The organism is Streptomyces yerevanensis (genome assembly GCF_000716805.1).
In the GTDB taxonomy this organism is placed as follows: Bacteria; Actinomycetota; Actinomycetes; order Streptomycetales; family Streptomycetaceae; genus Streptomyces; species Streptomyces flaveus.
The window spans coordinates 1-25,487 of sequence record NZ_JNWJ01000032.1 but is presented as its reverse complement, the minus strand read 5'-3'; the positions used below and the strand labels follow the sequence as shown (position 1 = coordinate 25,487).

Sequence of the window (25,487 nt, the reverse complement as noted above, 5' to 3'; positions counted from 1 at the left end):
CAGGAGACGGCGAATACGGTGCGGTGCGGTCAGAAGGATGCGAAGAGTGACGGTCACGGATGCGGTTGCGGGGGCGGGCTCGGGTTCGGGGTCCGGTTCCGGGGTGGACAGGGTTGCGCTGCTGAAGGACCTGAAGCGGCAGGTGACCGCCCTAGAGGACGATCTGCGCGAGCGCAGTGACTCCGTCGAGGAGTTCCGCGTCCGACTGAGTGCCGAGTACGGGCAGGCCTTGGAGGCGTCGCGTACGGCGGCGACGTACGGGGCGTGGCGTGACGAGCGGGTCACGCAGGCTGCGGCGGCGTGGGTGCTGGCCTGTGTCTTCGTACGGTTCTGTGAGGACAACGGGCTGATCGAGGAGCCGTTCATCGCCGGGCCGGGGGAGCGGCTTGTTGAGGCGGAGGAGCGGCACGAGGCGTTCTTCCGGGAGTTCCCGCACCTCAACAACCGGGACTGGCTGATCGCGGCGTTCGATCATGTGGCGTCGACCAATGAGACGGCGGCCGGGCTGTTCAGCCGCGCACACAATCCGCTGTGGGGGCTGACGCCGAGCTACGAGGCGGCGACCGAGCTGCTGGGCTTCTGGCGGAGGTGGGGGGCGGATGGCGAGATCCGGTACGACTTCACCGACCCGGAGTGGGATACGCGGTTCCTCGGTGACCTGTATCAGGACCTGAGTGAGCATGCGCGCAAGACGTACGCGCTGCTGCAGACGCCGGAGTTCGTCGAGGAGTTCATCCTCGACCTGACGCTCGAACCTGCCGTGAGCGAGGAGGAGTTCGGGCTGGATCCGGTGTGGGTCGGGCCTGAGGGGGAGGAGCGGCGGGGGTTGCGGACCATTGACCCGGCTTGCGGGTCCGGGCACTTCCTGTTGGGGATCTTTCACCGGCTGGTCGAGAAGTGGCGGGTCGCTACGCCTGCTGCGGATGACTGGACGGTGGTTCGGCGGGCGTTGGAGTCCGTGCACGGGTGCGACAAGAATCCGTTTGCAGTGAGTATTGCGCGATTCCGGTTGCTTGTTGCGGCTATGAAGGAGGCGGGGGCGCGGAGGCTGGCTGAGGCGCCGGTGTTTCCTATTAATGTGGCTGTGGGGGATTCGCTGCTGCACGGGAGGGGGACGGCGGGCATCCAGCAGGAGCTGGATTTGTTTGCCACGGAGGAGAGGGACGTTTTTAGGGAGACTTTTGCCTACGAGACCGAGGATGTCTGGGAGTTTGCTCGGCGGGTTGATTTGCTGGGGCGGGGGACTTATCACGTCGTAGTGGGGAATCCGCCGTATATTACAGTTAAGGACAAGCAGGAGAACGAGAACTATCGAAAGACATATGACGCGTGTGCAGGGAAATACGCCTTGTCTGTTCCGTTCGCGCAGAGGTTGTTCGAGCTTGCTGTAAAGGGGGTGGGTGGCTCCCGCAGGGGTGGTGGTTTCGTTGGGCAGATCACTGCGAACTCTTTTATGAAGAGGGAGTTTGGAAGGAAGCTGATCGAGGTAGTCTTCCGCGGACGCGTCGCGCTTTCGCACGTGATTGATACATCCGGAGTTTACATTCCGGGCCATGGCACTCCCACAGTGATCTTGATCGGCCGCAACCGTGTGCCCAGTACTGAAGAAACAGTGCGGGTGGTGCTGGGGGTCCGTGGGGAACCGTCACAGCCGGAGGTTGCGGCAGATGGTGTCGTTTGGCGGGCTATCACCGAGCAGATCGCGAAATCAGGGAGTGAGTCCGAATGGGTCAGTGTGGCTGATTCTCCCCGCTTGAATTTCAGTGATTATCCGTGGAGTCTGAGCGGGGGAGGTGCCGGGGATTTGGTTGATGCTTTGCGGGCTGCGCAAGAGCAGACTCTGGGGCAGGCGTTGAACGCGCAGGCAGGTTTCTCCGGTTTCTCGGGTGCTGATGATGTCTTCTACTTGCAGCCGCAGTGGCATGAGCGGTTTGGTACGCCTCCGCGCATGATTCGAAGGGTCGCGGTTGGGGACGAGTTGCGAGACTGGATCATTACGCCTGAAGAACTCGCTATTGCGCCGTACGGTAGCGGCGGCGAGGTACTCGAGGTTGATATCCGGGACTCGTGGGCTAAAGGCCTTTGGCGCGTTAAGCAACCTCTGGGGCGACTTGCTGATTTCTCAGGTAAGACGCGGTTTGAGATGGGCGTTCCCTGGTGGTCGTGGTATAGGTGGACTCATTCGCGTGCTGACGCCAGGCGTACTGTTGTGCTATCAAAGGTGGCAACACACAATCATGCGGCAATGAATTCGAGTGGAATTATCACCACACAGCACATGCCGGCCTTGGCGGCTCCTGAAGATATTTCCGACGGCGAGTTGCTGGCTCTTGTTGGTGTGTTGAATTCGTCTACAGCGTGTTTCTGGTTGAAGCAAGTTTGTCATGACAAGGGGAATGGGGGTATTGGCGGGGGAATTGCCAGTGAGGACTGGGAGAAATTCTATGAGTTTACCGGGATCAAGTTGCAAGAGCTCCCTCTGCCGCAGCGGTTGCCGGTTCAAGTGGCAGGCTTGCTGGATTGTCTAGCGCAGGATCTGACAAAGAGCGAACCATCTGCCGTCTGTAGAGTTGTCGCTCCCACACGCAAGGCTCTAGACGACGCCCGCGCCGAGTTCAATCGCACGCGCCAGCGTATGGTGTCTATGCAAGAAGAACTGGACTGGCAGGTGTACGGGGCCTATGGGCTGTTGACGGAAACGGACATGGCGCGGACCGTCGACCCGTCATCAGCGTTGGACAGGACCCCCGAAGTTCGCCTCGGCGAACGAGCATTTGAGATTGTGCTGGCGCGGAAGGTGACCAGGGGCGAGATTGAGACCGCATGGTTCGAGCGGCACGGGTCTACTCCCATCACCGAGATTCCCGCCCGTTGGCCTGACTGGTACCGAAACGTCGTCCAGGCTCGCATCGACATCATCGAGAGCCGCAAGGACATTGGGCTCATCGAGCGGCCCGAGTGCAAGCGGCGGTGGGCCATCGAGCCCTGGGAGAAGAAGGAGAAAGCAGCTCTCCGTACCTGGCTGCTGGACCGGTGTGAGGATCGTTCCCTTTGGTTCACCCTTCGCGACGGAATGGAGCAGCCCCGTATTCTCACTGTCAACCAAATTGCCGACGTGTTGAGTTCAGATGCCGAAGTCACCTCCGTCGCCTCGCTTTACGCCGCTGATCACCTCGGCAAGCCGGACCTTCCCCTGGCACAGGTCCTCGCAGACGTCGTCGCCGACGAACACGTGCCCTACCTCGCGGCCATGCGCTACAAGGACTCCGGCCTACGTAAGCGTGAGCAGTGGGAAGAGGTCTGGACGCTGCAGCGGGAAGAGGACAAGAGCGGCGAGCGGCTCGACATTCCTGTGCCGCCGAAGTACATCTCCGCCGATTTCCTCAAGGCGTCCTACTGGTCAAATCGCGGCAAGCTCGACGTCCCCAAGGAGCGGTTCATCTCCTACCTGGAAGCCAGCCCCGATGCCGACCCGACCGTGCTCCTAGGGTGGGCTGGCTGGGATCATAAGGACCAGGCACAGGCGCTGATCAACCTCATCGAGGACCGTACGACACAAGGCGGTTGGGGTGCCGAGCGGATCACCCCCCTCATCGCCGGGCTGCGGGAAGTCATGCCTTGGGTGCGGCAGTGGCACGGTGAGTATGACCCTGAGTGGGAGAGTGTGCCGGCCGAGGACTGTGATGCCTACCTGGAGGAGCAGATGGCCAAGCACCAGCTCAGTGCGGCCGACCTGAAGGCGTGGCGGCCCGTGAAGAAGACGCGGGGGCGGAAGGCCGCTCCCAAGAAGTCCGAGATCGCTGCTGATCAGCCCGCACTCGACATCGAGTAGTCCGCAGACGGCTTGGGGCGGCCAGAGCGTGAAGGCTCTGTGCCGTCCCATTGGCACCGGACTGCCTCAGACTTGGGCGTCGATGGCGTACACGACGAACTCCGACCAAGCGGTAGGGGAGAGGGCGAGCTGTCCGCCCTCTCGCTGCTTTGAGTCCCGCACGTGGATGGCTCGGTCCACCGCGACTTCGACGCAGTTGTCGCCCTCGCTGCCGCTGTAGCTGCTCTTGAACCATGCCGGTTCGGTGGTGCTCATAGCGCTCCTCGGATCTGTGTCAGCAGGCTCACGGTGGCCCTGCAATCGAGGGCCTGCGCACGCAGCTTGCCATAGCGCTGAAGCAGTACGCTCACGTCTTCTGGCGCAGTGATCAGGTTGCTTGAGCGTTGGCCCTCGGTGTAGCCAACCCACTGATGTTCAGGAGTCTCTGCCAGGTACATCTGGCCGTCAACGCCTACGTGATCCTCTTGCTGAAGCGGCATGATCTGGATCTCGACGTTGCGCAGCTTCCCGACCTCCAGAAGGTGGTTGATGAGCGCCTTGGTCACGCCAACGCCGCCCACCCGTCGTTCGATGAGTGCCTGCTCGATGACGAAGCTGAACGCGGTGTTCGGCCTCTTGGTCAAGAGCTGCTGCCGTTCGAGTCGAGCCGCGACCTCCCGTTCAAGCCGCTCCTCGGTGACGGGCGGCAACCGCCTCTCAAAGATCGCCCGAATGTAAGCCTCTGGCTGCAACAACCCGGGAATAGCCCTGCACTCATACGCATAGAGCGAGATCGCCTCCTCCTCGATCCCCGCCCACTGCTGGAACCACGACGCCAGCCCCTGCCTCCGCGTCAGGTTCCTAGCAGCCGCCCGCAGTACCTTCGGCGCCCCCAGCACATCCCCTGCCCGCGCGATGAACTTCGGCTGCGGAAAACGTCTGCCCTGCTCCAGCTTGGCGATGGCGTGGACCGAGTAGCCGACGATCTCGGCGTACTCCTCCTGCGTCAGCCCAGCCGTCTCCCGCAGCGCCTTGTGTACCGCGCCGAAGGTCTTGAGGCTGTCCGACGCCTCTGGTTCACTGCCACCGACCCCGGCCCTCGCGTCCTCGACGTCCACCACGCCCGGCCACCTCCCGCACTCGCCCGCCGACCCGCCGGAACAACAACCCGCCCATGGTTACAAGGTGTTACTAGCCCTGTCCATCGCGTGAACCAGTACAACGCGGCTGTACCAGTGTCGTGCCTGTTGAACGGCCCACCTCACCGGAACGCTGGGCGCCATGACCGCACCACACCCCCAAGTCCCGGTTACCGTACGTATGTTCAACCAGCGGCTCAGCGCCACCCGCCGCGGTGCCAGACTCGCTCGCCGCTTCACCACCCAGCAGCTCGACGCCTGGGGAATCCCATACGGCTCCGACGTCTCCGAAACCGCCGCCCTGATCGTGGCCGAACTGGCCGCCAACGCCGTACTCCACGGGCGCGTACCCGGTCGGGACATCGCCCTGCGCCTAACCTCCAGCGTGGGAACGGTCCGCGTGGAGATTGCCGACGCCCAAGGCGAGCGCCTTCCCGTACTCGCGTCGACCCCTCCCGATGGAGATGCCGACACCGGGCGTGGCCTTCTCCTGGTCGAAGCTCTCGCCACGCGCTGGGGTGTCGACTCCGAGCCTGGTCCGAGCAAGACGGTCTGGGCCGAGATCGATCACTGAGCTTGTGCCCGGGCCACTGTCAGTGCGCGATGCGACGCTTCCCACATGAAACAGGCGTACTTGTGGTTCGTCTTCAACCTCTGGCTCCTCATCACTCCCTACACATTGATCGGTTACTACATCCCGTGGGCCGGCGGAACGCGCATCCCGGGGAGGCGCCTCAGCCGTCTGCCCCTCCTGGGAAGCGTCGGTCGGCCCAGGGCGAAAGCCCGACTCAGTGCCGTCAAGGAAGTGCTGGGAGACCGCCCCGAGTACCGGGTGCTGGAAAACGAACACTGCGAACACCTCCTGAGCCAAGTGCACGCCCACGCCACCTGGGCCAGACTCAGCAGGGTTTTCCTGATGGCGCCCGGTGCGCTGGCCGTCGTCGCGCTCGCCTTCGTCCTCGCACCCGCCGCAGGACACACACCGTCGCCGCCGCTCATCGGGCTCTACACCGCGTTTTTCCTCTTCTCCGTCTGCCTTACCGGGATCGACAGCAGGGCGATCCGCAATGCCGACTCGGCCGGTACCGTCAGCGTCGCCGCCGTGGCCGTACTGGAATCCTTCACCACGCGAGCCGACGCCGTACCCGCCAAGTCGACGCCGGCTCTCTGGCAGAGCGGGTTGATCGAGGAGCTATGCACAGCGCTGGTACGGAGAGCGCATCGGGAATCCCTCGGTGCTGTCCCTGCCAGTCGTCAGAGCATGGCGAACGACACCGCACTCCTCGTGCGCAACCTCCGCCACCGCGCCGCGCTCGTGCACAGCGCGAACGAGGACGAGACACGACGAGCCCGCGAACATGAGCTGTGGTCGCTGGTCTGCGGCGTGCTCACCTACAGCAGCCGACCGCGAGCGCAGGTGCGGGACTTCCATGTGGTCGACGCCGGCCTCCTCAGCGATGTGTCCGATGCGGGCGCGGCAGAAGCGACCGTGCCTTCGCTGAAGGCGCGTGTGCTGGTCCCACTCGTCTTCATGGGCGCCGTCATCGGCGTCGCCGTGGTTCTCGGTGTGACCGGGGCCGCGGGCGAGTTCGCCCCGCTGATCGTCTTCGCCATGGCCGCGGCTGCCGCGCCGCTCGCGCACAGATTCGGGGTGACCGTGCTCGACGCCCTGGTCGAGCCGCCCGCCCTGCCTGTTGCTCCGCCCGCCGCTCCCCGACAGGACGAGCCTGAGCGCACGCCGGAGCAGGTTCGGAGCGCCGCATAGTAGTTCGCTCGATGAGTCGGCGAGGGCATTCCACAAGGGAGGTTGTGCCGAGCGTGCACGGGGCTGATAGACAACAGGAGTCGAACCAGCCCCGACCGACAAGGACACAAGGAGATGCTGCTTACCGAGCAGGCGCTCGTCGGGCTGAGGCTGCGAGGTCAGCAGGTGCAGGCCGCCGTCACGGTGTTCGGAGACGAGGTCCGCCGCCGCTCCGACGCCGGCCTCGGAGCTGTCGACGGCCGGGCGCTGCTCACCGCGCTGTACGACCTACCCGTAGGCCTCCCCATACCGCTCGGGTCGCTGGATGCGTACGCCCTGCGTGTGCTTCACGCGGCACCCCCAGGCGTCGTAGACATAGGAATCGGCGAGAACCCCGCCTCGGCCGTACGGCGCCTGGTCCCCGCTACCCGCGTCGAGCTGGTCCTCGTCCACGGCCCCGACGGCATCCCCCCCCGCGAGTGGGACTCCGCCGTCCGGGACGCCTCGCAGTTCGCGCCGTTCTGCGCGCGCGGAGTCGTCGTATCAAAGTCCACGGAATCGGAACATGGCGACAAACCCGCCTCTCCCGACCATGTCCCTGACCCCCAACCCCACCCCGACCTCGATCTCCTCCTCCTCAAGGCCCGCTTCTACGGCGTCGGCGTCGCCACCCAGAGCCCCCGGGGGCTGCGCTGGCTCCTGGAACCCGCCCCGTACCGCCCCCAGCGGCACTCACCCGCCCAGTGGCTGTTCCACGAGCAGGCCTGGCGTCAGCTCGGGCCGGACTGGTCCTGACCGGCGCTACGGGGTTTCTCCGTCGCGGGCGACGGCAACGGCAGCGGGCTCGGCCGGCGCCAGGCCTGAAGCACCTTCGGAAACGAGACCTCCGTGTCCGTCTGCGAGGCCAGCAGACGGTGATGCTCCCAGGAGTCGGTGAGTTTCTGTCGCCACCACTCGATGCGTTCGTGCCCCGGTAGCGTCGAGTCCAACTCTTCGTGCAGCGCGTAGAGTTCGCGGACCGTGTGCTGCAATGCGGCAAGCACGTCCGCGTCGCTGTCCGTGAACCGCGTGAGAGCCGCGCCCTTGCACACTGCACAGTCGCATGTCCACGGATCGGTGCGGGCGAACCAGTCCTGGAGCGTCGCCACGCGCAGGTAGCGCAGCAGCCCCCGTACCAGCACCACCGTGTACGGCTTGTGCCCGCCGCCCCCGTTGTCAGGGCGCGGAGCCACGCCGAAGCGGAGAACCGCCGATGCCCCGACCGCCGCTCCCAGTGCCCCGTGAGCCATCGCGTCGAAGGCGGCGAGGTCGGTCCGCCAGAGAAGCAGGCGCGGACAGGAGCGGCACAACTGCCTCAAGCCTTCGGGTACATGGGATCGATTGAGGGGATCCGTGTCCGCCTGCATGATCAGGGCCACCGGGTGTCGACAGGCCCGTATCTGCTCTACGAGATGCAGCAGCGAAACACCCTTCAGCCACCGGTAACTGCACGGCAGCAGCACCACGGTGTCCTCGCGGCGCAGCCGGTTGGCCTCCCTGATCACCGCCTTGAGCACTGCCGCGTCACCCGTCTCGTCCGCCGGGATGAAACACGTGGGTGTCACCGCGAACGACGCCTTGTTCTCGCGCTGGCCGTCCAGAATCTCGTTCAGGTCGGTCAGGTCCAGAGAGCGCCAGCCGTAGCCGGTCCTGAGGCCGAAGGGCGCGTCGGCCGAGGCGACCTCCCGTGTGTGGCTCTCGAGATCCATCGCCACGACCATGCTGGGGAAGGCGTTGCGGATCTCCCTGCACCTGACCGGGGCGTCGGCGCCGGTCAGGACCAGCCCTCCTGTCCGAGGTCGGACGTGTGGCAGTACATCGATCGCCCACCGATCCCTGGCCATGATCAGCAATCGGTCCCGCAGCAGCTCGTCGATTCCTTCGATCCCGTCCCCCATGAGATCGTCCCCCTCACGGTCATCAAAACCGGCCCGCTCGCCCTCACTGTCAGAGCCGTGAGACGGGGCCCGCAAGACCGCCTGCCTGCGGTGGAGCCGTTCCAAGCCACGCCATCTGTGGCGCCGACAAGGCTCCTTGCGCGGCTCGAGGTCGCCGCATACGTCCCTTTCGTCACGCACGGCGACCAAAGTCCGCCCGGTGGTCGCCCAACGTGATCGAGGGGTCACGGAACTTGCTCCCGGCCTGGGCGCCGGGCATGCCGAGACTGGCAAGATTGGAGGTCGCGCCCGTGCAGGCGTGGTCCGAGTGCCGTCAAGGCCGTCGAGTGAGCAGAGGGAACGAGAGCCGGATGCCGACCAGTGAACTCTTCCTGCGGGATGTCATCGAGATCAAGGAAGACGTCCATGCCGGCGACTTCAAGATCGAGCTCTCCAGTGGGTTCACCGAGACCGATGCCCGGGTCGCGGAGTACGTGGTCACCGACCAGTTGCAGGAGGCCTTCCGGGACGCGCTCGGTCTGGTCAAGACGGCCGTCAGGTCGGGCAACTCGCACGCGGCCTATCTGCACGGTTCCTTCGGCGCAGGTAAGAGCCACTTCCTGACCGTGCTGCACGCCGTGCTGAACAACAATCCAGCGGCCCGCGCCAAGCCCCGCCTGCAGGAAGTCATCGCCGAGCACGACGACTGGCTGCGCGACCGGCGGTTCCTGATGGTGCCCTACCACCTCGTCGGGGCGACGGACCTGGACTCGGCCCTGCTCGGCGGGTACGTGCACGGGGTGCGCACCCAGGAGCCGGGCAAGCCGACGCCCGCCGTCTACCGCGCGGACGCCATGCTCGCGGACGCGCGACGGCAACGGGAGTTCCTCGCCGACGACGCGAAGTTCGTGCAGTGGCTGGGGGAGGGCGCCCTGGCGGTGGCCCCCGGGGGCGCGGTGGCTGCCGGGGAGGAGGACGAGGACGACCTGGAGGTTCTCGACGCGGGCGACGGGCCGGCCAGGAGCAGCTGGACCTCCGCCGACCTCGACCGCGCCTTCGAGGCCCCGGCCGGACACCCCGACCGCGACGCGCTCGTCTCCGCCCTGCTGTCCGGGCCCATGGCGGCGTACGCCCAGGGCGCCCGTGGCGACAGGGAGGCCTTCCTGCCGTTGGAGAACGGGCTGTCGGTCATCTCCCGGCACGCCAAGTCCCTCGGCTACGACGGCGTCGTACTGTTCCTGGACGAGCTGATCCTCTGGCTGCAGGCGCACATGGGCGAGCAGGACTTCGTCCGCGAACAGGTGCAGAAGCTGGTCAAGCTGATCGAGTCGGGGGACAACGACCGGCCGGTTCCGATCGTGTCGTTCATCTCCCGGCAGCGTGACCTTTCGCAGCTGATCGGCTCGGACGTGGCCGGGGCCGACGTCCAGAACCTGGAACAGCAGATCAAGTACCTCGCAGGACGTGTCGAGGTCGTCGATCTGGAGGACAGCAACCTCGTCGAGATCATCAAGCATCGTGTGCTCGCACCCAAGCCGGGGATGGAGCAGGCGCGCGACGACGCCTTCAGGATCGTCGAGTCGTCGAAGGACGAGGTGCGGCAGGTCCTGCTGGACGCGCACGGGCGTACCGACGCCGACTGGGACGACTTCCGGACCCTGTATCCGCTCTCTCCCGCGCTGCTCAACGTGCTCGTCGACCTGTCCGGCGCGCTGCAGCGGGAGCGGACCGGTCTGAAGCTGGTGCAGGAGCTGCTGAAGCGGCGCCGTGACGATCTCAAGATGGGTGACCTGATTCCCATAGGGGACCTGTGGGACGTCATTGCCGAGCGCAAGGGCGAGGCGTTCACCGCCAAGCTGCGCAAGGAGTCGGAGATCGCGGACCGGTTCCACGCACGCGTGCGGGCGCATCTGCTGCAGAAGTACGGATCCGTCGACCATCCGCACTACCGGCGTGACAACCGGCTCATCAAGACGCTGCTCCTCGCCGCGCTCGCGCCCAACGTGCCCGCGCTGGCGCGGCTGACCGGCGGACGGCTGGCCGCGCTCAACCACGGCACCATCAAGACCCGGGTCGGATCGGCAGGTTCGGTCGCGGCGAAGGCGCTGAAGGAACTGCAGGCCGCCGAGTTCGGTGAGCTGCGCAGCGAGGGCGACAGCACGGGCGACCCCGTCTTCCACCTGCACCTCTCGGACGTCGACGTCGAGCCGCTGCTCGAAGAGGTGCAGGGGAGCGCGGACCAGCCCGGCCTCAGGCGGCAGTGGATCAAAGATCAGCTGTGGGCCGCGCTCGGCATCAGGGACACCCAGGCGTTCGTGTGCGAGCGGGAGATCGTGTGGCGGGGGACGAAACGGACGGCCGAGTTCGTCTTCGGCAACGTACGGGATTCGCATCTTCCGGACGAGCAGTTCCAGCCGCAGACCGAGGGCAACATCCGGTTCGTGCTGGACTACCCCTTCGACGACGGCAAGCACTCGCCGATGGACGATGTGCATCGCGTCGAGACGCTGCGGCGGGCGGGCAAGGACGAGGCCACCGTCGTATGGTTGCCGGACTTCTTCTCCGAGCAGAAGCTGACCCAGCTCGGACGGCTCCTGAAGATCAACTATCTGCTGGAGCGTGACCGGCTGGACGAGGCCACCGCCACCCGCTCCGCCGACGAGCGCATCCAGATCCGCCACCAGCTCAAGGCGCAGAGCGAGAACCTCACCTCACAACTCACCGCCGTACTGCAGCAGTTGTACGGCATCGCCAAGGCGGAGGCGGCCAACGTCGGCGCGGAGGTGCCCGAGCGCCAGCACCTGTGGTCCCTCAAGTCCGGCTACACCAGGGCGCGGCCGGAGGCGGGGGCCGGTTTCGAGCAGAACCTGTTCATCATCGCGGACGAGCTGTACGCCGTGCTCTATCCGAAGCATCCTGACTTCGATCCGGGCGCGGCTCCGGGGCCCGGACGCCGTGCCGTCACCTCGCGCGAGCTGAAGACCGCCCTCGAATGGATCGGGCGGGCCATGGAGGACGGGTCCCGCCGGGTCGTCGTGGACGGGCACCAACTGGCCACTGTCCGGAAGATCGTGCACGCCCTCGGCCTCGGCGAGGTCCACGACGGGCCGCTCAACCTGACCTTCGACTGGCGGCTGCGCATCAACCAGAAGGCCGCCGACGCCCAGGCCGGACCGGACCTGTCCGTCGAGGACATCCGCACCTGGATCCGCGAACTCGGCTACACCGGCCTGGAGAAGAACGTCGTCAACCTGATCATCGCGACGTACGCGCTGCTCGACGACCGGACCTGGGTCTACCAGACCTCGCCGCTGCCGCAGGCCCCCGAACTCGAACGCATCGGCTCCGGCTACGGGCTGCGGGCCGTGGAAATGCCCAGCGACGAGGAGTTCGCCACGGCCCGGGAGCGGGCCGGGAGGATCTTCGGCGTCCCCGTGCCCCCGGCGCGGGTCGCGCGGAACGTCGCCAAGCTGGCCGGTGGAGTGCTCAAGGAGGCCGCGGAGTACCGCGAGCACGTGGACGGCATGCGGACCTCGCTGCGCAAGCATGCCGAAGCCCTCGGCCTGAGCGGGCCGCACGGCGCGGACGCCCCGCGCATGAAGTCCACCGACGCGGCCGCCGACCTCATCGCCCGGCTGGTACGGCTCGGCGACTCCACCGCGGTCGTGCGTGAACTCGCCGCCGTCGCCTACGAGGCGACGGACCAGGAGATCGGGACCGCCCTCAAGCAGGCCCCCGAGGTGCTGCGCGCCCTCGACGGCACCAACTGGCGGCTGCTGGCGAGCGTGCGTGCCTTCGCGGAGCGCGACGACAGCGTGGGGGACCGGGCGGCGCGGTTGATCGAGGCCGTGCACGACACCGCGAACGACCATGAGCAGGTGCGCTCCCTCGTGCCCGTGCTCGATCGGCTGCAGGAGCAGGCCCTCGGCCTGGTCAACGAGGTGGCGCGGCTGGCCCAGGTCGCCCAGCCGGTACCGCCGCAGCCCCGGCCGACCGCGGACGACGTCAGCCTCACCGAGCACGGGCAGCCGACGGTCTCCTCCGACCCGGGGGCGGTGTCCGGCGGGTCGCGGCAGCCGACCTCGCGCGACGAGCCCCAGGGCGGCGGCGCCGCGCGTACGCCGAGTCCCCGCGCCCCGCACGTGGTGGAGCCGACACGGCTCGAAGCGACTCTCGCCGCCATGCTCGCCGACGTACAGGACGAGATCAGGCTGTACGTCGAGGCGCACCCCGGCACGCGTATCCAGGTGTCCTGGCAGCCGGTGCCCGCCGAGACCGAGGAGACCGGGCGCTGATGGCCGCGACCCTGCCGCCGGTCGGCCGCCGTACGGTCGAGGCACTGCTCGCCGCCTACGCCAAGGGCTTGAAGGACCACAGGCTCGTCCTGGTGCACGGACGGTACGCGGACAACGCTCCGCCGGAGTTCAGCGTCAAGGTGGGGGAGGAGACCCGGCGGGTCCGGGTGAGCCACCAGTCGTCGGTGCTCGGCATCGTCGGCGAATGGGCGGAACACCAGGAGAAGACGGCCGATGCTGACCTGCTCGTCGTGACCACCGGGGTCGACGACGACCAGCTCGGGTGGGACTTGCGCGGTCACGCGGTGAAGCGGCAGACCCTCACCGTGGACAACGCCGAGATCGTCATGCAGCGCTTCGGCGCCACGAGCCTCGACCCGCGCATGTACGCGCGCGAGGAGGCATGGCTGCTCGAAGCCCTGCTCGAGGCCGAACCCGGCCAGGGCTGGGAGCGCGGCCGTGCCGTCCTGACCCGCGACGCGGCCGTGCGCGCCCTCGTCGTGGCCAGACTCGGACTCGGCGGCGACGGGAACGGTGGTACGGCGGGGCAGGACGTCGCCGTCGACGCGGACACCCTGCTCGCCTGGTCCCGCACGCCCGCCGGGCCACTGCGCTTCGCCGAGCTGCAGCAGACCGAGCGCACCGAGATGAAGAAGTGGCTCGGTGAGACGGCGGGCCAGGCGGTGCCTGTCCTCCTGTCTCTGGTCGAGGCCGGGCACGGGCACGACGCGATGGCGCTCGGGCTGCTCGGCGCCGCCCTGCGCGACCCCGCCGCGAGCCCGGACACGGTGCTGGCCCTGGGCGGGCTGTTCGGGCAGGTGATGCCGCGCCGTGGTGAGCTGCAGGCCTTCACCGAGGCGGTCGAGGGAACGCTGATCCGCTGGATCGGCGAGGCGCACGGCAATCCCGCAGCGCGGCAGCGGGTCTTCGCCGTCCTCGACCGCGCCGACAAGCTGGCCGCGGACACGGGGCTGACCTCGGGGCTCGTCTCCAACCGCTTCCTGCCGTCGAGTTTCACGGCGCAGCTGCGCCACGTGACCGCCGCGGCACGGCAGTCACCGGAAGCGGCCCAGGCCGCACTCGAGGAGCTGAACGCCCACGCGCTCGTGAAGCTGTACGCGGACCGTCACCGGGCAGCCGCCACGGCCGTGCGCATCGCACGTTGGCTCGCTCTCCCCGACCCCCGAGTCCCCTCTGTCGCGGCAGGCGTTCGGACGCAGCTCGCGGACTGGGGGTGGGTCGACCGGGCGTTGGCCGTGTTGTGGGCCGGCGACCCCAGGGGCGATCAAGGCGTGGCACAGGACTTCCGTGTGCTGTACGAACTGGCGCAGGCCCGACGGGAGCGACTGGACGAGGAGTTCGCCGGGCGGCTGGCCGCCTGGACGGAGAACGCCACGGCTCAGTTCCCTGGTGGTTGCCTGGTCGTCGAGAATGTGCTGCCCGAAGCGGTCAAGCCGGTTGCCGCCACGGGCGCGGCACCCCTGGTCCTCGTACTGGACGGCATGAGCAGTGCCGTCGCCGTCCAGCTCGGAGAGGAGGTCGAGCGCGAAGGGTGGACCGAGGCCGTTCCCAGGCCCTCCGAGGGACAGGCCCTGCGGCGCATGGCAGCCGTGTCGATGCTGCCCTCCGTCACCGATGTCAGCCGTGCCTCCCTGCTCACCGCTTCGGCCACCAAGGGCGGCCAGAGCACGGAGAGTTCGGGATTCGCCGCGTTCTGGAAGACGCAGCGGAGAGAAGGGGTCCTCTTCCACAAGGCCGGTATAGGGGGAGACGCTGGGCGCTACCTGTCCGAGCACGTCGTGGCCGCACTCGCCACCGACGCGGTCATCGGCGTCGTACTGAACACCATCGACGACGCGCTCGACAAGGGCCAGCAGGGGCAGCGGACCCGCTGGAGCGTCGACGACATCACCTACCTGCGCGAGTTGCTCACCGCCGCCAAGGGATACGGCCGCCCCGTCGTGCTGGTCGCCGACCACGGCCATGTGCTGGAGCGCGGCACGAGCGACGGCCCGACGAACGGGGGAGGCGCGGCAGCGGCCAGGTGGCGTACGGGCACCTCCCGTGACGGCGAGGTTCAGCTGGCCGGTCCCCGCGTGTGGGAAGGCGGCGGCACCATCGTCGCTCCCTGGCGCGAGGACATTCGCTACACCGGCCGCAGAGCGGGTTACCACGGCGGGGCGTCCCTGGCAGAAGTGACGGTGCCGGTGCTCGTCCTCCTCCCGGACAAGGCGATGATGCCCAAGGGATGGGAGGTGCTGCCGCGCGAGCAGGCGACCCCGGCGTGGTGGCAGGCATCGGTGCTCGAGCCGGTGGCCGAACAGACCGGGACGGCGGTCGAGGAGCGGCAGAAACAGGCGGTCAGGCCCAGGTCCGGCACCAGGCGGACGCGGGCGGAGGGCGAAGGTCTCTTCGCCGAGGCCGATCTCGGGGTGCCGTCCGGCGGAAAGGCGGCCGTGCCCGACACCCCGGCCACCCTTGGTGCGCGCGTCGTCGCCAGCGAGGTGTACGAAGCCCAGAAGGAATACGTGCGGAAGGCGCCCGAGGCCAATGTGGTGGCTGCCGTCATCGACGCGCTGACCGAGGCGGGCGAGACCATGTCGCCGGCCGCTCTCGCCTCGGCGGTCTCCGCGACCGGGCGGGTACGGCGCAACATCGACGGTTTCATCGCGACCTTGCAGCGACTGCTGAACGTCGAGGGATATCCCGTACTCGGGTTCATCGACGCCGGGCACACTGTCCGACTCGATGTGAAGCTGCTGCGGGACCAGTTCTTCCCGAAGGAGAGCAAGTGAGCTCCGCACCCGAGGTCAGCGCCGTCCGGCGGCGGGAAGTCGTCGACGCACTGCGCCGGGGCACCGTGCCGCACTCCGGGCTCGACCTCTTCGCGGTCGGCCTCGACCGGTTCACCGGCGCACTCGACGACGATGTGGCCACGGTGGCGCGGGGCGGAGCCGCCTTCCACGCCATCCGTGGCGAGTACGGATCCGGCAAGACCTTCTTCGCACGCTGGCTCGCCGAACGAGCCAAGCGCGCCGGGCTCGCCACGGCCGAGGTCCAGATCTCCGAGACGGAGACACCTCTGCACCGGCTGGAGACGGTGTACCGCCGGCTCACCGAGCGGCTGTCCACGGCGACCCACCAGCCCAGTGCGCTGCGCGCGATCGTCGACTCCTGGTTCTACACCCTGGAGGAGGAGGTCCTCGACAACGGGGACGTGGACGAGGAGGACGAAGCGGCGCTGGGCCAGGCCGTCGACGCACTGATGGAGCGTCGGCTCGCTGAAGTGGCCCGCACCACACCGGCGTTCGCCGCGGCACTGCGCGGGTACCGGCGCGCGGTCGCGGCCGACGACGCGGCGACTGCCGAAGCCCTCATCGCCTGGCTCGGCGGTCAGAAGTCCGTCGCCGCATCGGCACGCCGGGCCGCCGGGGTGCGGGGCGACCTCGACCACTTCGCGGCGCTCGGCTTCCTACAGGGGCTGCTCACCGTGCTGCGGGACTGCGGCCACCCCGGTCTGCTGCTCGTCCTCGACGAGATCGAGACCCTTCAGCGGGTGCGCGGTGACGTACGGGAGAAGGGACTCAACGCGCTGCGGCAGCTTCTCGACGAGATCGACGCGGGACGCTTCCCAGGGCTGTTCCTCGTCATCACGGGGACACCGGCCTTCTACGACGGTCAACAGGGCGCACAGCGGCTTCCGCCGCTCGCGCAGCGGCTGGCGACCGACTTCACCACCGACCCGCGCTTCGACTCCCCGCGGGCGGTCCAACTGCGGCTCGCCGGCTTCGACCTGGAGCGGCTCGGCGAGTTGGGCAGGCGCGTGCGCGACCTGTACGCGGGCGCCGCCCGGCATCCGGAACGAGTCGAGCAGCAGGTGGACGACGCGTATCTCATGGAACTCGCCACTGCCGTGACCGGCGGACTCGGGGGCAAGGTCGGGGTCGCGCCCCGTGTCTTCCTGCGCAAACTCGTCGCCGATGTACTCGACCGGGTGGACGAGTTCCAGGACTTCGATCCACGCAAGCACTACGCGCTCACCATCGCGGACGGCGAGCTGACCGAAGTGGAACGCAACGCGGCTGCCGCACGCGCGGAAGACATCGACCTGGAGATGCCGTGAGCGGCATCGACGATCTCGAACCCGCACTAGTCCACCACGTCGTCAACACGCTCGGCTGGCCCGGACTGCGCCCGCTGCAGGAGGAGGCTATCGGGCCGCTACTCGCGGGTGACGACGCGATCCTTCTGGCGCCCACTGCCGGAGGTAAGACGGAGGCCGCGTCGTTTCCGTTGCTGTCGAAGATGGTGCAGCAGAAGTGGTCGGGGACGTCCGTCCTCTACGTGTGTCCGCTCAAGGCGCTGCTGAACAACCTGCTGCCCCGGCTGGAGACGTACACCTCGTGGCTCGGACGCACGGCCGCCCTGTGGCACGGGGACGTCACCTCCGGCGCGCGGAAGCGGATTCTGGCCGCGCGGCCAGACGTCCTGCTCACCACGCCGGAGTCGCTGGAGGCGATGCTGGTGAGCGCGAACGTCGATCACACCTCCTTCTTCTCCGGACTGCGCACCGTGGTCGTCGACGAGGTGCACGCCTTCGCCGGGGACGACCGGGGCTGGCATCTGCTGGCCGTCCTGGAGCGGCTACAACGTGTCGTCGGACGTCCCATTCAGCGAGTCGGGCTGTCCGCGACGGTGGGAAACCCGGACGAGCTGCTGCTGTGGCTGCAGGGATCCGGAGCGGGGAAGCAACCGTCCGCGGTGGTGGCACCGAACCTGGTAGATCCGAAGCCGGAGACATCGGCAGCGGCGTCGCCGGCCCCGGCGGACGTCCAGCTCGACTACGTGGGCTCCGTCGACAACGCCGCCACCATGATCGCGGCTCTGCACCGCGGCGAGAAACGGCTCGTCTTCTGCGAGTCCCGCAGGCTCGTCGAGGAACTGGGCGAGAAACTGCGCGCCAAGGGCGTGACCACCTTCCTCTCCCATGCCTCCCTCTCAGTTGACGAACGCCGCCGCGCGGAACAAGCCTTCGCCGAGGCCCGCGACTGCGTCATCGTCTCCACGAGCACCCTCGAACTCGGCATCGACGTCGGTGATCTGGACCGGGTCATCCAGATCGACGCCCCGCTCACCGTCGCCTCCTTCCTGCAACGGCTGGGCCGCACCGGACGCAGGACCGGAACGTCACGCAACTGCCTGTTCCTCGCGCTGGATCGCGATGGACTGCTCGGCGCAGCGGCTCTTCTCATGCAGTGGTCGCGCGGCTGGGTGGAGCCCGTCATCGCCCCGCCGGAGCCGCGGCACATCGTGGCCCAGCAGCTTCTCGCTCTGTGCCTGCAGGAACCGCAGGTCGGGGACCGTCTCTGGCAGGAGTGGTGGAACGGTCTCGGCCCGTTCGGCGAGTCCGCCGAGCCGATCGTCCGGCACCTGGTCGACAACGGCTACCTGGACCAGGACGGCGGACTCCTGTTCATCGGTCCTGAGGCCGAACGGCGCTTCGGACACCGGCACTTCATGAACCTCACGGCGGTGTTCACGGCTCCACCGCAGTTCACCGTGCTGCAAGGCCGCAGGGAGATCGGCAGGACGGATCCGAGCCTGCTCACCGAACGGATCGAGGGACCGCGGAGGTTGCTCCTGGCCGGGCGAAGCTGGCAGGTCACGTACATCGACTGGAAGCGCAAGCGGTGCTTCGTCGAACCCGTCGACGGCGGCGGCAGAGCGAAGTGGAGTGGCGCAGGACTCGACTTCGGTATCTCCTTCGAACTGACACGCGCGGTCCGGGAAGTGCTCCTCGGGGCGAACCCGCCGGTGGACCTAACGGCGCGTGCGGAGAAGTACCTGGCCGAAGCACGGGAGCACTTCATGGAAGAGGTGCATTCCGGAGGCACGGTGATCATCCGTGGCTCGGGTGGATACGTGAAGTGGTGGACATGGGCCGGCCATCGGGCGAACGCCACGCTTGCGGCGACGCTCGCCGAGGTTGCCGTACCTGCCCAGCAGATCAACGACTGCTGGATCCGTCTGCGTGAGGACCTCACCCCCGACGCCTGGAAGCAGGTTTCGGTCGCCGCCCCAGACCATCTGTGCCTGCCGGAGGTCGACGAGCGGGCGGTCAAGGGCCTGAAGTTCGCGGAGGCACTGCCGCCCAAGCTCGCCGAATCGACGCTGGCGAAGCGGCTGACGGACCTGGGGTCGGCAGCGCGAGTGCTTTCCGAATCTGTGCGGTTCGTTGTGCGTCCACGATGAGTACCTGGGCGCCCGCCAGGAGTCGCGTAAAGGCGTCAGTTTGGGGCCGAGCAGGCATTTGGCGAGCCTCACACGAGTCGACCCGGTACCGCATCCGGCCGAGCGCCGCTGCCAACAGCCTCTTACCTCCCGAGGTGATGCCGCCGCTGCTCCAGGTACCTCAGCCACAGCGCATGAGCTGCCCGTGCCTCCCGCAGCGACTCCTGTGCAGACTGCTCGTCCCGCGAAGCCGGTCCGCCACTGTGACCACCGGTACGGCTGCGGTACCGCCAGGGGTACCCTCCAACACATCGTCAACGCGGCCCGACGGGCTTCCGCTCCACCCCGGTGGAGTTTCGAAGGACCTGCCCCCACGCACGAGTCTCTTCGTGCTGCTTGGGGGAAGTCCTTGCTCTTTCGCGCGTCCGCCAAAACGGTCGCCGTCATGGCACTCGACGGTTCGCTGTTCCTGCACCTCACCGACCAGTTCGTCCACATGCATGGCTATCCAATAGTGGCGCAGCCCGCGTCCGGACCGCTCCACGGAGGGATGTCGTCCTACGTAGCCATCAAGGTAGCCACACAAGAGCCCTCATTGCCTGTTTGCCCAGGTCACAGCGCCGCGGTGACACTCCCCGGCGTACAGCCCGACTCGTCTGCCAGCAGGGCTCTGGCCTGGTCCTTTGGCCTGGCCGGGGTCCTTTTCCGTAACTGGGCGCTTCCCGCGTCCGGAACTGGATCCAACCTGCCTGTCCCGTCGGGGGAAGGCGACTACTCCTGCCGGGAGAGGACCGCAGGAACACCGGCGTCCTCATCGAGCAGATCCCCGGGAGGGGAATTCCGGCGGTGCTCCGCGCCCACGATCGTGTTGCGCAGGATCCCGAGGCGTTCGACCTCGACCTCCACCACATCGCCGGGGCGCAGCAGCCAGGGCGGCGTGCGGGCGTAGCCGACACCGGACGGGGTGCCGGTGGCCAGCAGGTCGCCGGGGTGCAGCGTGAGGGTGCGTGAGATGTGGGCCAGCGTTTCGCCCACGCGGTGGATCATCTGGCGGGTGGAGGCGTCCTGGACGGTTGTGCCGTTGACCCGGGTCCGCACCCGCAGTCCGTCCCGCAGGTCGCCCACCTCACCGGCAGGCACCACGGGACCCAGCGGGCCGGAGCGGTCGGCGTTCTTCCCGAGGATCCACTGTGAGGTCAGTTTCTGCGCCCGCCGCGCGGTGACGTCGTTGAACGTCGAGTAGCCGACCACTGCGTCGAGTGCCTCGGCGGGGGACGCGTCCACCAGCGTGCGGCCCACCCAGGCCACGATCTCGCCCTCCCAGTCCAGACCGTCCTCGGTGGCAGGTACGGGGATCTCGGCACCGCCGACCGTCAGGGACCGTGTCCACCGCGCGAACAGCGTGGGGTGCTCGGGCAGTTCCTGGTCCCGGTAGGACCCTTCGGCGGCGTGGTCGAGGTAGTTCAGCCCGACGCACAGCATCTGTGCCTCCGGCAGCACCGGCGGCACCAGGCGCGCCTGACCTGCCGGCAGCGTCTCGCCGTCCGGGCGGGCCAGGCACCCTTCGGGGTCGGCCCAGAACTCCCGCAGTCCGGCCACCAGGGTGAGCCTCCCGCCGTCGGGCGACAGGTTCGCCACCTGCACCGTGTTGCCGTAAGCCACTCCCACGATCTGCATCCGCACTCCCCGGCTCAGACGACGACAGGTCGCCATACACCTCTAAAGGTTACAACCTTTATGATTGAATGGCGGCATGGCAATCGAGAAACGCGCCCTGCTGGCCGGCCTGAGCGCTCCCGGCGGCACGCGGGCCGAGCAGCTCGCCGCAGCACTTCAGGGCCGTATTCGCGAACTGAGTCCCGGCTCCGCGATCGGCACCATCGAGGACATCCGGCAGGAGTCCGGTCTGGCCCGCGCCACGGTCAGCGAGGCCATCCGGCTCCTGCGCGACCGAGGGGTGATCGAGATCCGCCCCGGTCGCGGCGGCGGACTGTTCGTCGCCGACCAGAGCCCGGTGGTCCGGCTGCGCCACACCCTGCTCAGCGTCGCGGGGGAGCCCGGAGCGGTCGCGGACGCCATCGAGCTCCGCAACCACCTGGAGGAGCTCATCGACGTCGGCGCCGCCCGGTGCGCGGGCGAGGACGACATCCCGGCGCTGCGGGCCTGCCTGGCCGCCATGGCGGCCGCGCCGGACTGGGACGGGCTCATGCGCGCCAACTGGGCGCTGCACGAGCGCATCGCGCAGCTGTGCCCGAACACGATGGCCCGCGCGGTCTACGTCGGCACGCTCGGGCACCTCACGTCGTCCACCGCTCGCACCGCCGACCGGGACGCCGACGCCTACCGAGCGGCGCGGCTGCGGATCCACGCCGACCTGGTGGAGGCGATCGCCGCCGGGGACGAGGACGCCGTCCGCGCGGCCGTCGCGCACCACAACCACACCGACTGAACGCACTTAAGGCACGGGAGCCGTCATGTCCTCAGCCGAGTACCGCAAGTACCTCTACCCGTCGGACTCGCCGCGCCTGTCCTCGATCAGGGGCATGGACGCCTACGCATACCGCGAGGCGGCCAAGAGGGACCCGTTCACCGGCGGGCTGATCCGCGGCTGGCAACCCCTCCAACTCGCCGAGTTCCGCGGGGTGACCGAGGACGGCACGCTACGGCCCGAGGTGCACGCCTGGGAGCCGGCCCGCCCCGGCGAGGAGGCGCCCGTCGCCGACATGGTCGCCGCGGCGCGGGACCTGCTGGCGGCGGTGAACGACGAGGGCCGTGCTCAGCTGCTCCACCCGGCGGACGCGGTCGAGTGGCAGACCTGGGCCAACCCGGAGTTCCTGCAGTTCGACACCGGCATCCGCCTGGAGTTCCAGCCACCCGAGGTCCGGCAGAAGGCCCTCGCCCTGGTCGAGGCGTCGCTGAGCCCCGACGGCTTCCGCCTGGTGCACGACATGATGCTGATCAACGGCTTCCTCGGCGAGGTCGTGGGCCTGCAGAGCATCCTCAACGAGTTCAGCTACAACGTCGCCCTGTACGGCAACCCCGATCCCACAGCTCCGTGGGGCTGGCAGCTGTTCGGCCACCACTGCGCCGTCCACTGCCTCGTCGTCGAGGGCCGCATGGTCGTCAGCCCCGTCTTCCTCGGCGCCGAACCCAACGAGATCGACGAGGGCCCCCACGCGGGCAGGCCGGCGTTCACCGACCGGATCCGGCTCGGCACGGACCTGATGGCCGTACTCCCGCCGGACCAGCGCGCCACCGCGACCGTGTACCAGCACATGGTCGACCACGCCATGCCGCCCGGCCGTATCCACCCCGGCGACGAACGCCACCTCGCCGGAGCCTTCCAGGACAACCGGGTGATCCCGGTGGAGGGCCTCCAAGCCGCGGACATGCCCGAGCAGGCGCGGGAGATCCTCCTGAAGATCGCCGAGTCGTTCGTGTCCCTGCTGCCCCAAGGCCCCCGCGCGGCCCGCCTCCGCGAGATCAGCGACCACCTCGACGAGACCTGGTTCAGCTGGATCGGCGGACACGAGGTCGGCGACGTCTTCTACTACCGCCTCCAGTCCCCGGTGCTGATCGCCGAACTCGACCACCACTGCGGCGTCTTCCTCGACTACGACACCCCGAAGCCGTTCCACATCCACACCATGCTGCGCACCCCGCACGGCAACGACTACGGCCGCGCCTACGTACGCGCCTGGCAGCAACGGAACACCTGACTCCTCACCCGCCTGGACGCCGCCGTGCGGCGCGGGGGCTTTCTCGCGCTGGCGTCAGGGGCGTCGGCCGCCGGGATCGGAGCCAGGGCTCAGGACACGTAGAGGGATCTCACAGGAGGCTCTTCTGCTTGGCCCAGTTGATGAACTGGCCCCGCTGGCAGGGGCAGAACATTCCGCTGTCCATGAGTGCGTCTACGAGGACGTTGGCCGCGTATTCGGTGGCGCGGCTCTCCTTGACCGCTTCGGCGATGACGCGGAGGGAGCCCCAGACCTCGAGCCCGGCTCGTCGTGCGATGCGCCGTGCGTCACCGTCGTCGACCACCGCCACCGCACCGTGCACTTCGGCCCAGGCGAGGACGGTGGCCTAACCCTCGTTCGATTTCTGGCCGGACACCAGATCCATCCACTTGACCAGCGCCGCGAGTTCCTCGAGGTGATCGACGTGTACTACCTCGAGCCAGTCGAGTCCGGCCAGGGGCAGGCTGTACCGGCTGATCTCGTCGAGAACGGTCTGCGTGGTGACGTTGCGGCGTGGGGTCCCGTTCCAGGTCCGCGCCATGTCGGCCAGCAGGTCGATCTTGTCTGCCTTGATCGCATGGTGGAGCGGAGAGGTGTCCCAGACGCATACCTGACCAACGGTGCTCGATGCTGAGGATGCCGGAGGCGGGGCCTGGGTCACGGCAGGCACTCCTCCAGGTTTCGGCTGGGCAGTTCGTCTTCAGCCACCGCGCCGTAGAGCAGTTCGACCGTGCGGGCGGCTGTGATGGCTCCTTGGGCCCAGGCGGAGAGAGCTGCCTTTCGCCAGTCGGTACCCGTGGCTCCGATCTCGAGATCGGGAACCGGCTGGCTGCCGTGTGCCGCCAGGAAGTCGCCCCGGACCGGCGTATCCGCCTGCTGCCGCTGTGCTTCTGCTCTGTCGAGCAGCTCCAGGTGGCGTGCTCTGCGCACCACTGCGCTCCAGGACAGCCGATAGGAGGCGGCCAGGTCGAGCAATACCGACCTCGGGGTGTGGCCTTCATCGACACGCTTCCAGGCGTTGACGACGTCCCTGGCCGGGAGCAGGAAATCTTCGGTGAATCGGTCGATGACCTGCTCACGCTCATCCCGCCCGGCCGCCACGCCCGCATCAGAGTGGTACTCGTCCTGCAGCAGGTGGTGGCCGAGTTCGTGGGCTGCGGTCCAGCGGCGCCTGCCGGGAGCGGCTTGGCCGCTGATCACGGCCACTCCAAAGCCGTCGAGCAGCAGCGAAGCCCCTTCGGCAGCCTCATCGACCACAGTCAGATAAAGCCCCAGGTGCTCAACGACATCCGCAAGCGGCCCCAGCGGCCCGGAAGGGACTCCCAGCGCCCTGCGTGCAGCGCCCGCGAGAGCGACCGGGTCGGCATCCGAGGCGCTCCGCTTGAGCGAGGGATCCGGCTCCGGCGGAGACAGGAACCGGTGCGCGATGAGCCACTGGGCATGGCGGGCGTGCTCTTCGAGCCGGGCGTCCAGACGGTATCGGGCACGTGAGGTGTCGTCCGCGTTCTCATCCAGGGCGCTGCGTCGCGATACCAGCGGTGCTGGAGGCCGTGAAACGAGGTGTGCGAGTGGCACGCCCAGGGCTTCGGACAGGCGGAACAGCTCGAGCGCGGTGATGCGTCGGTCGCCGGACTCTATGCGGACGACGGCGGTGCGCTCCAGATCGACTCTCGAGGCCAGCTCGCCCTGGCTGAGTCCCGCGGCAAGCCGCGCCTCAGCGATGCGCTCACCCACTTCGGCCCAGCTCTGCACGCCATCCATGTGTGTGATTTTTGCACACCCTATTCGGGATCGATAGTTGCCAAGCGATTTCACGGCCGCTTGGAGATGTCGTTCGCGGGCTGAGGTGCTGATGGGGCTGGCAGGATGGAGGGTCGAGCTGCCGGTCTGCGGTGGGTGGCGGTGCGGCGCGAGAGGGATGCGAACGAAGGTCAGTTTCCCGCCGCAGGGCATCGCAACCACGTGATGGCGGCCGACGACCCGGGAGCGAGGGCTACGCGTGGGCCAGGGCGAGGCAGGTCAGGTGCAGGACAGGGCGAGTGTGGCGAGTGGCATGCCGTCGTCAAGGGAAGGGCGTCGCCCAGGGTGGGGGCTGGAGAAGTGGCGCCGGCCCTTTCGGCGTAGCGGCGATGCGGGAGACGACCCGCAGGCACGCTCGACTGCGGTGTGGCCATCGACGCCTTCGCCGTCCGCATGACCTTCGTCTCCGCCCTGCTCGCCCTCGCAGGGAGCCACGCCTGGTGGCTGCCGGCCTGGCTCGACAAGGTGCTGCCCGACCTCGACATCGAAGGCACCAGCCTCCAGAAGGATTCGCCGGCATACTCCCCGGCACACTCCGAGGAACCCCAGCCCGTCCCCTGAACCGACCCGACGACGGCGACGAACCCCCCCCGGGCCGCCACGGCATCCCGGTGGGTTCGCGACGCGGGCGGTGCCGCGAGCCCACCTCCTCGAGCTGCGTTGCCGGCACCCAGGTCCCGTACCCGACGGGCCGCTCAAAGGGCGATGGCCTACCAGGCCGATGGCTCACGACCTTCAGGACCTGAGGCGGGCGCCTGTTCCCAGCCGGGCGGTGACGTCACGGGGGGTGAGGGTGGAGTGTTCCGTGGAGCAC

General features: G+C 68.1%; 17 protein-coding genes and 1 pseudogene. 11 read left to right on the top strand and 7 right to left on the bottom strand.

Annotated features, from left to right (window positions below):
- Positions 1-37: 37 nt before the first annotated feature.
- Complete coding sequence (gene pglX / locus OP79_RS29550) at positions 38-3,832, top strand: BREX-2 system adenine-specific DNA-methyltransferase PglX (RefSeq protein ID WP_063742006.1); 3,795 nt, start codon at positions 38-40, stop codon at positions 3,830-3,832.
- Between the two features lie 66 nt (positions 3,833-3,898).
- Here the strand turns inward: pglX and OP79_RS29545 are convergent, their stop codons facing one another.
- The gene (locus OP79_RS29545) at positions 3,899-4,087 is read right to left on the bottom strand and encodes a DUF397 domain-containing protein (protein ID WP_033324495.1); all 189 of its coding nucleotides are present in this window, start codon (positions 4,085-4,087) and stop codon (positions 3,899-3,901) included.
- A complete protein-coding gene (locus OP79_RS29540) occupies positions 4,084-4,932 on the bottom strand; it encodes a helix-turn-helix domain-containing protein (protein WP_051745012.1) in 849 nt (282 codons plus the stop codon). The genes OP79_RS29545 and OP79_RS29540 overlap by 4 nt, the downstream gene beginning before the upstream one ends.
- Before the next feature lie 160 nt (positions 4,933-5,092).
- Between OP79_RS29540 and OP79_RS29535 the strand changes: the two genes are divergently transcribed.
- The 3 genes from OP79_RS29535 to OP79_RS29525 all read left to right on the top strand — a co-directional run bounded on the left by OP79_RS29535 (position 5,093) and on the right by OP79_RS29525 (position 7,489).
- Positions 5,093-5,524, top strand: a complete 432-nt coding sequence (locus OP79_RS29535; protein ID WP_245685495.1) for an ATP-binding protein — start codon at positions 5,093-5,095, stop codon at positions 5,522-5,524.
- Positions 5,525-5,569: 45 nt separating this feature from the next.
- Complete coding sequence (locus OP79_RS29530) at positions 5,570-6,715, top strand: hypothetical protein (protein ID WP_157857384.1); 1,146 nt, start codon at positions 5,570-5,572, stop codon at positions 6,713-6,715.
- 114 nt (positions 6,716-6,829) lie between these two features.
- The gene (locus OP79_RS29525) at positions 6,830-7,489 is read left to right on the top strand and encodes a hypothetical protein (protein WP_033324490.1); all 660 of its coding nucleotides are present in this window, start codon (positions 6,830-6,832) and stop codon (positions 7,487-7,489) included.
- On the opposite strand, the gene OP79_RS29520 is transcribed toward OP79_RS29525, so the two are convergent.
- The gene (locus OP79_RS29520) at positions 7,465-8,631 is read right to left on the bottom strand and encodes a hypothetical protein (RefSeq protein WP_051745011.1); all 1,167 of its coding nucleotides are present in this window, start codon (positions 8,629-8,631) and stop codon (positions 7,465-7,467) included. The genes OP79_RS29525 and OP79_RS29520 overlap by 25 nt on opposite strands.
- A 350-nt stretch (positions 8,632-8,981) precedes the next feature.
- Between OP79_RS29520 and OP79_RS29515 the strand changes: the two genes are divergently transcribed.
- The 4 genes from OP79_RS29515 to OP79_RS29500 are packed head-to-tail and all read left to right on the top strand — an operon-like array spanning position 8,982 to position 19,157.
- On the top strand, positions 8,982-12,905 hold the full coding sequence (locus OP79_RS29515; RefSeq protein ID WP_033324489.1) for a BREX-2 system ATPase PglY family protein: 3,924 nt from the start codon (positions 8,982-8,984) through the stop codon (positions 12,903-12,905).
- Entirely contained in the window at positions 12,905-15,700 is a 2,796-nt protein-coding gene (gene pglZ / locus OP79_RS29510; protein WP_033324487.1) for a BREX-2 system phosphatase PglZ, read from the top strand. Before OP79_RS29515 ends, pglZ begins: the two co-directional genes overlap by 1 nt.
- Positions 15,697-17,028, top strand: a complete 1,332-nt coding sequence (gene brxD / locus OP79_RS29505) for a BREX system ATP-binding protein BrxD (RefSeq protein WP_033324485.1) — start codon at positions 15,697-15,699, stop codon at positions 17,026-17,028. Before pglZ ends, brxD begins: the two co-directional genes overlap by 4 nt.
- A complete protein-coding gene (locus OP79_RS29500) occupies positions 17,025-19,157 on the top strand; it encodes a DEAD/DEAH box helicase (RefSeq protein ID WP_033324483.1) in 2,133 nt (710 codons plus the stop codon). Before brxD ends, OP79_RS29500 begins: the two co-directional genes overlap by 4 nt.
- A 750-nt stretch (positions 19,158-19,907) precedes the next feature.
- On the opposite strand, the gene OP79_RS29495 is transcribed toward OP79_RS29500, so the two are convergent.
- Positions 19,908-20,813 (bottom strand): fumarylacetoacetate hydrolase family protein, encoded by a 906-nt coding sequence (locus OP79_RS29495; RefSeq protein ID WP_078492082.1) that lies wholly within the window; start codon positions 20,811-20,813, stop codon positions 19,908-19,910.
- Between the two features lie 76 nt (positions 20,814-20,889).
- Here OP79_RS29495 and OP79_RS29490 point away from each other — a divergent pair, with 76 nt between their 5' ends.
- The gene (locus OP79_RS29490; protein ID WP_051745010.1) at positions 20,890-21,585 is read left to right on the top strand and encodes a FadR/GntR family transcriptional regulator; all 696 of its coding nucleotides are present in this window, start codon (positions 20,890-20,892) and stop codon (positions 21,583-21,585) included.
- Between the two features lie 25 nt (positions 21,586-21,610).
- Positions 21,611-22,855: a DUF3500 domain-containing protein gene (locus tag OP79_RS29485; RefSeq protein ID WP_033324481.1), complete on the top strand. Its 1,245-nt coding sequence runs from the start codon at positions 21,611-21,613 to the stop codon at positions 22,853-22,855.
- Positions 22,856-22,964: 109 nt separating this feature from the next.
- Here the strand turns inward: OP79_RS29485 and OP79_RS29480 are convergent.
- From OP79_RS29480 to OP79_RS29470, 3 genes and pseudogenes are all read right to left on the bottom strand, one after another.
- Positions 22,965-23,204 (bottom strand): annotated as a pseudogene (locus tag OP79_RS29480) (PIN domain-containing protein); the annotation flags it as partial.
- A 15-nt stretch (positions 23,205-23,219) separates the two neighbouring features.
- Positions 23,220-23,534, bottom strand: coding sequence for a hypothetical protein (locus OP79_RS29475; protein ID WP_033324478.1), 315 nt, complete (start codon positions 23,532-23,534; stop codon positions 23,220-23,222).
- Positions 23,531-24,634 (bottom strand): helix-turn-helix domain-containing protein, encoded by a 1,104-nt coding sequence (locus tag OP79_RS29470; RefSeq protein WP_078492081.1) that lies wholly within the window; start codon positions 24,632-24,634, stop codon positions 23,531-23,533. The genes OP79_RS29475 and OP79_RS29470 overlap by 4 nt, the downstream gene beginning before the upstream one ends.
- Positions 24,635-25,039: 405 nt before the next feature.
- On the opposite strand from OP79_RS29470, the gene OP79_RS29465 reads away from it, so the two are divergent.
- Complete coding sequence (locus OP79_RS29465) at positions 25,040-25,234, top strand: hypothetical protein (RefSeq protein WP_425428624.1); 195 nt, start codon at positions 25,040-25,042, stop codon at positions 25,232-25,234.
- Positions 25,235-25,487 lie beyond the last annotated feature (253 nt).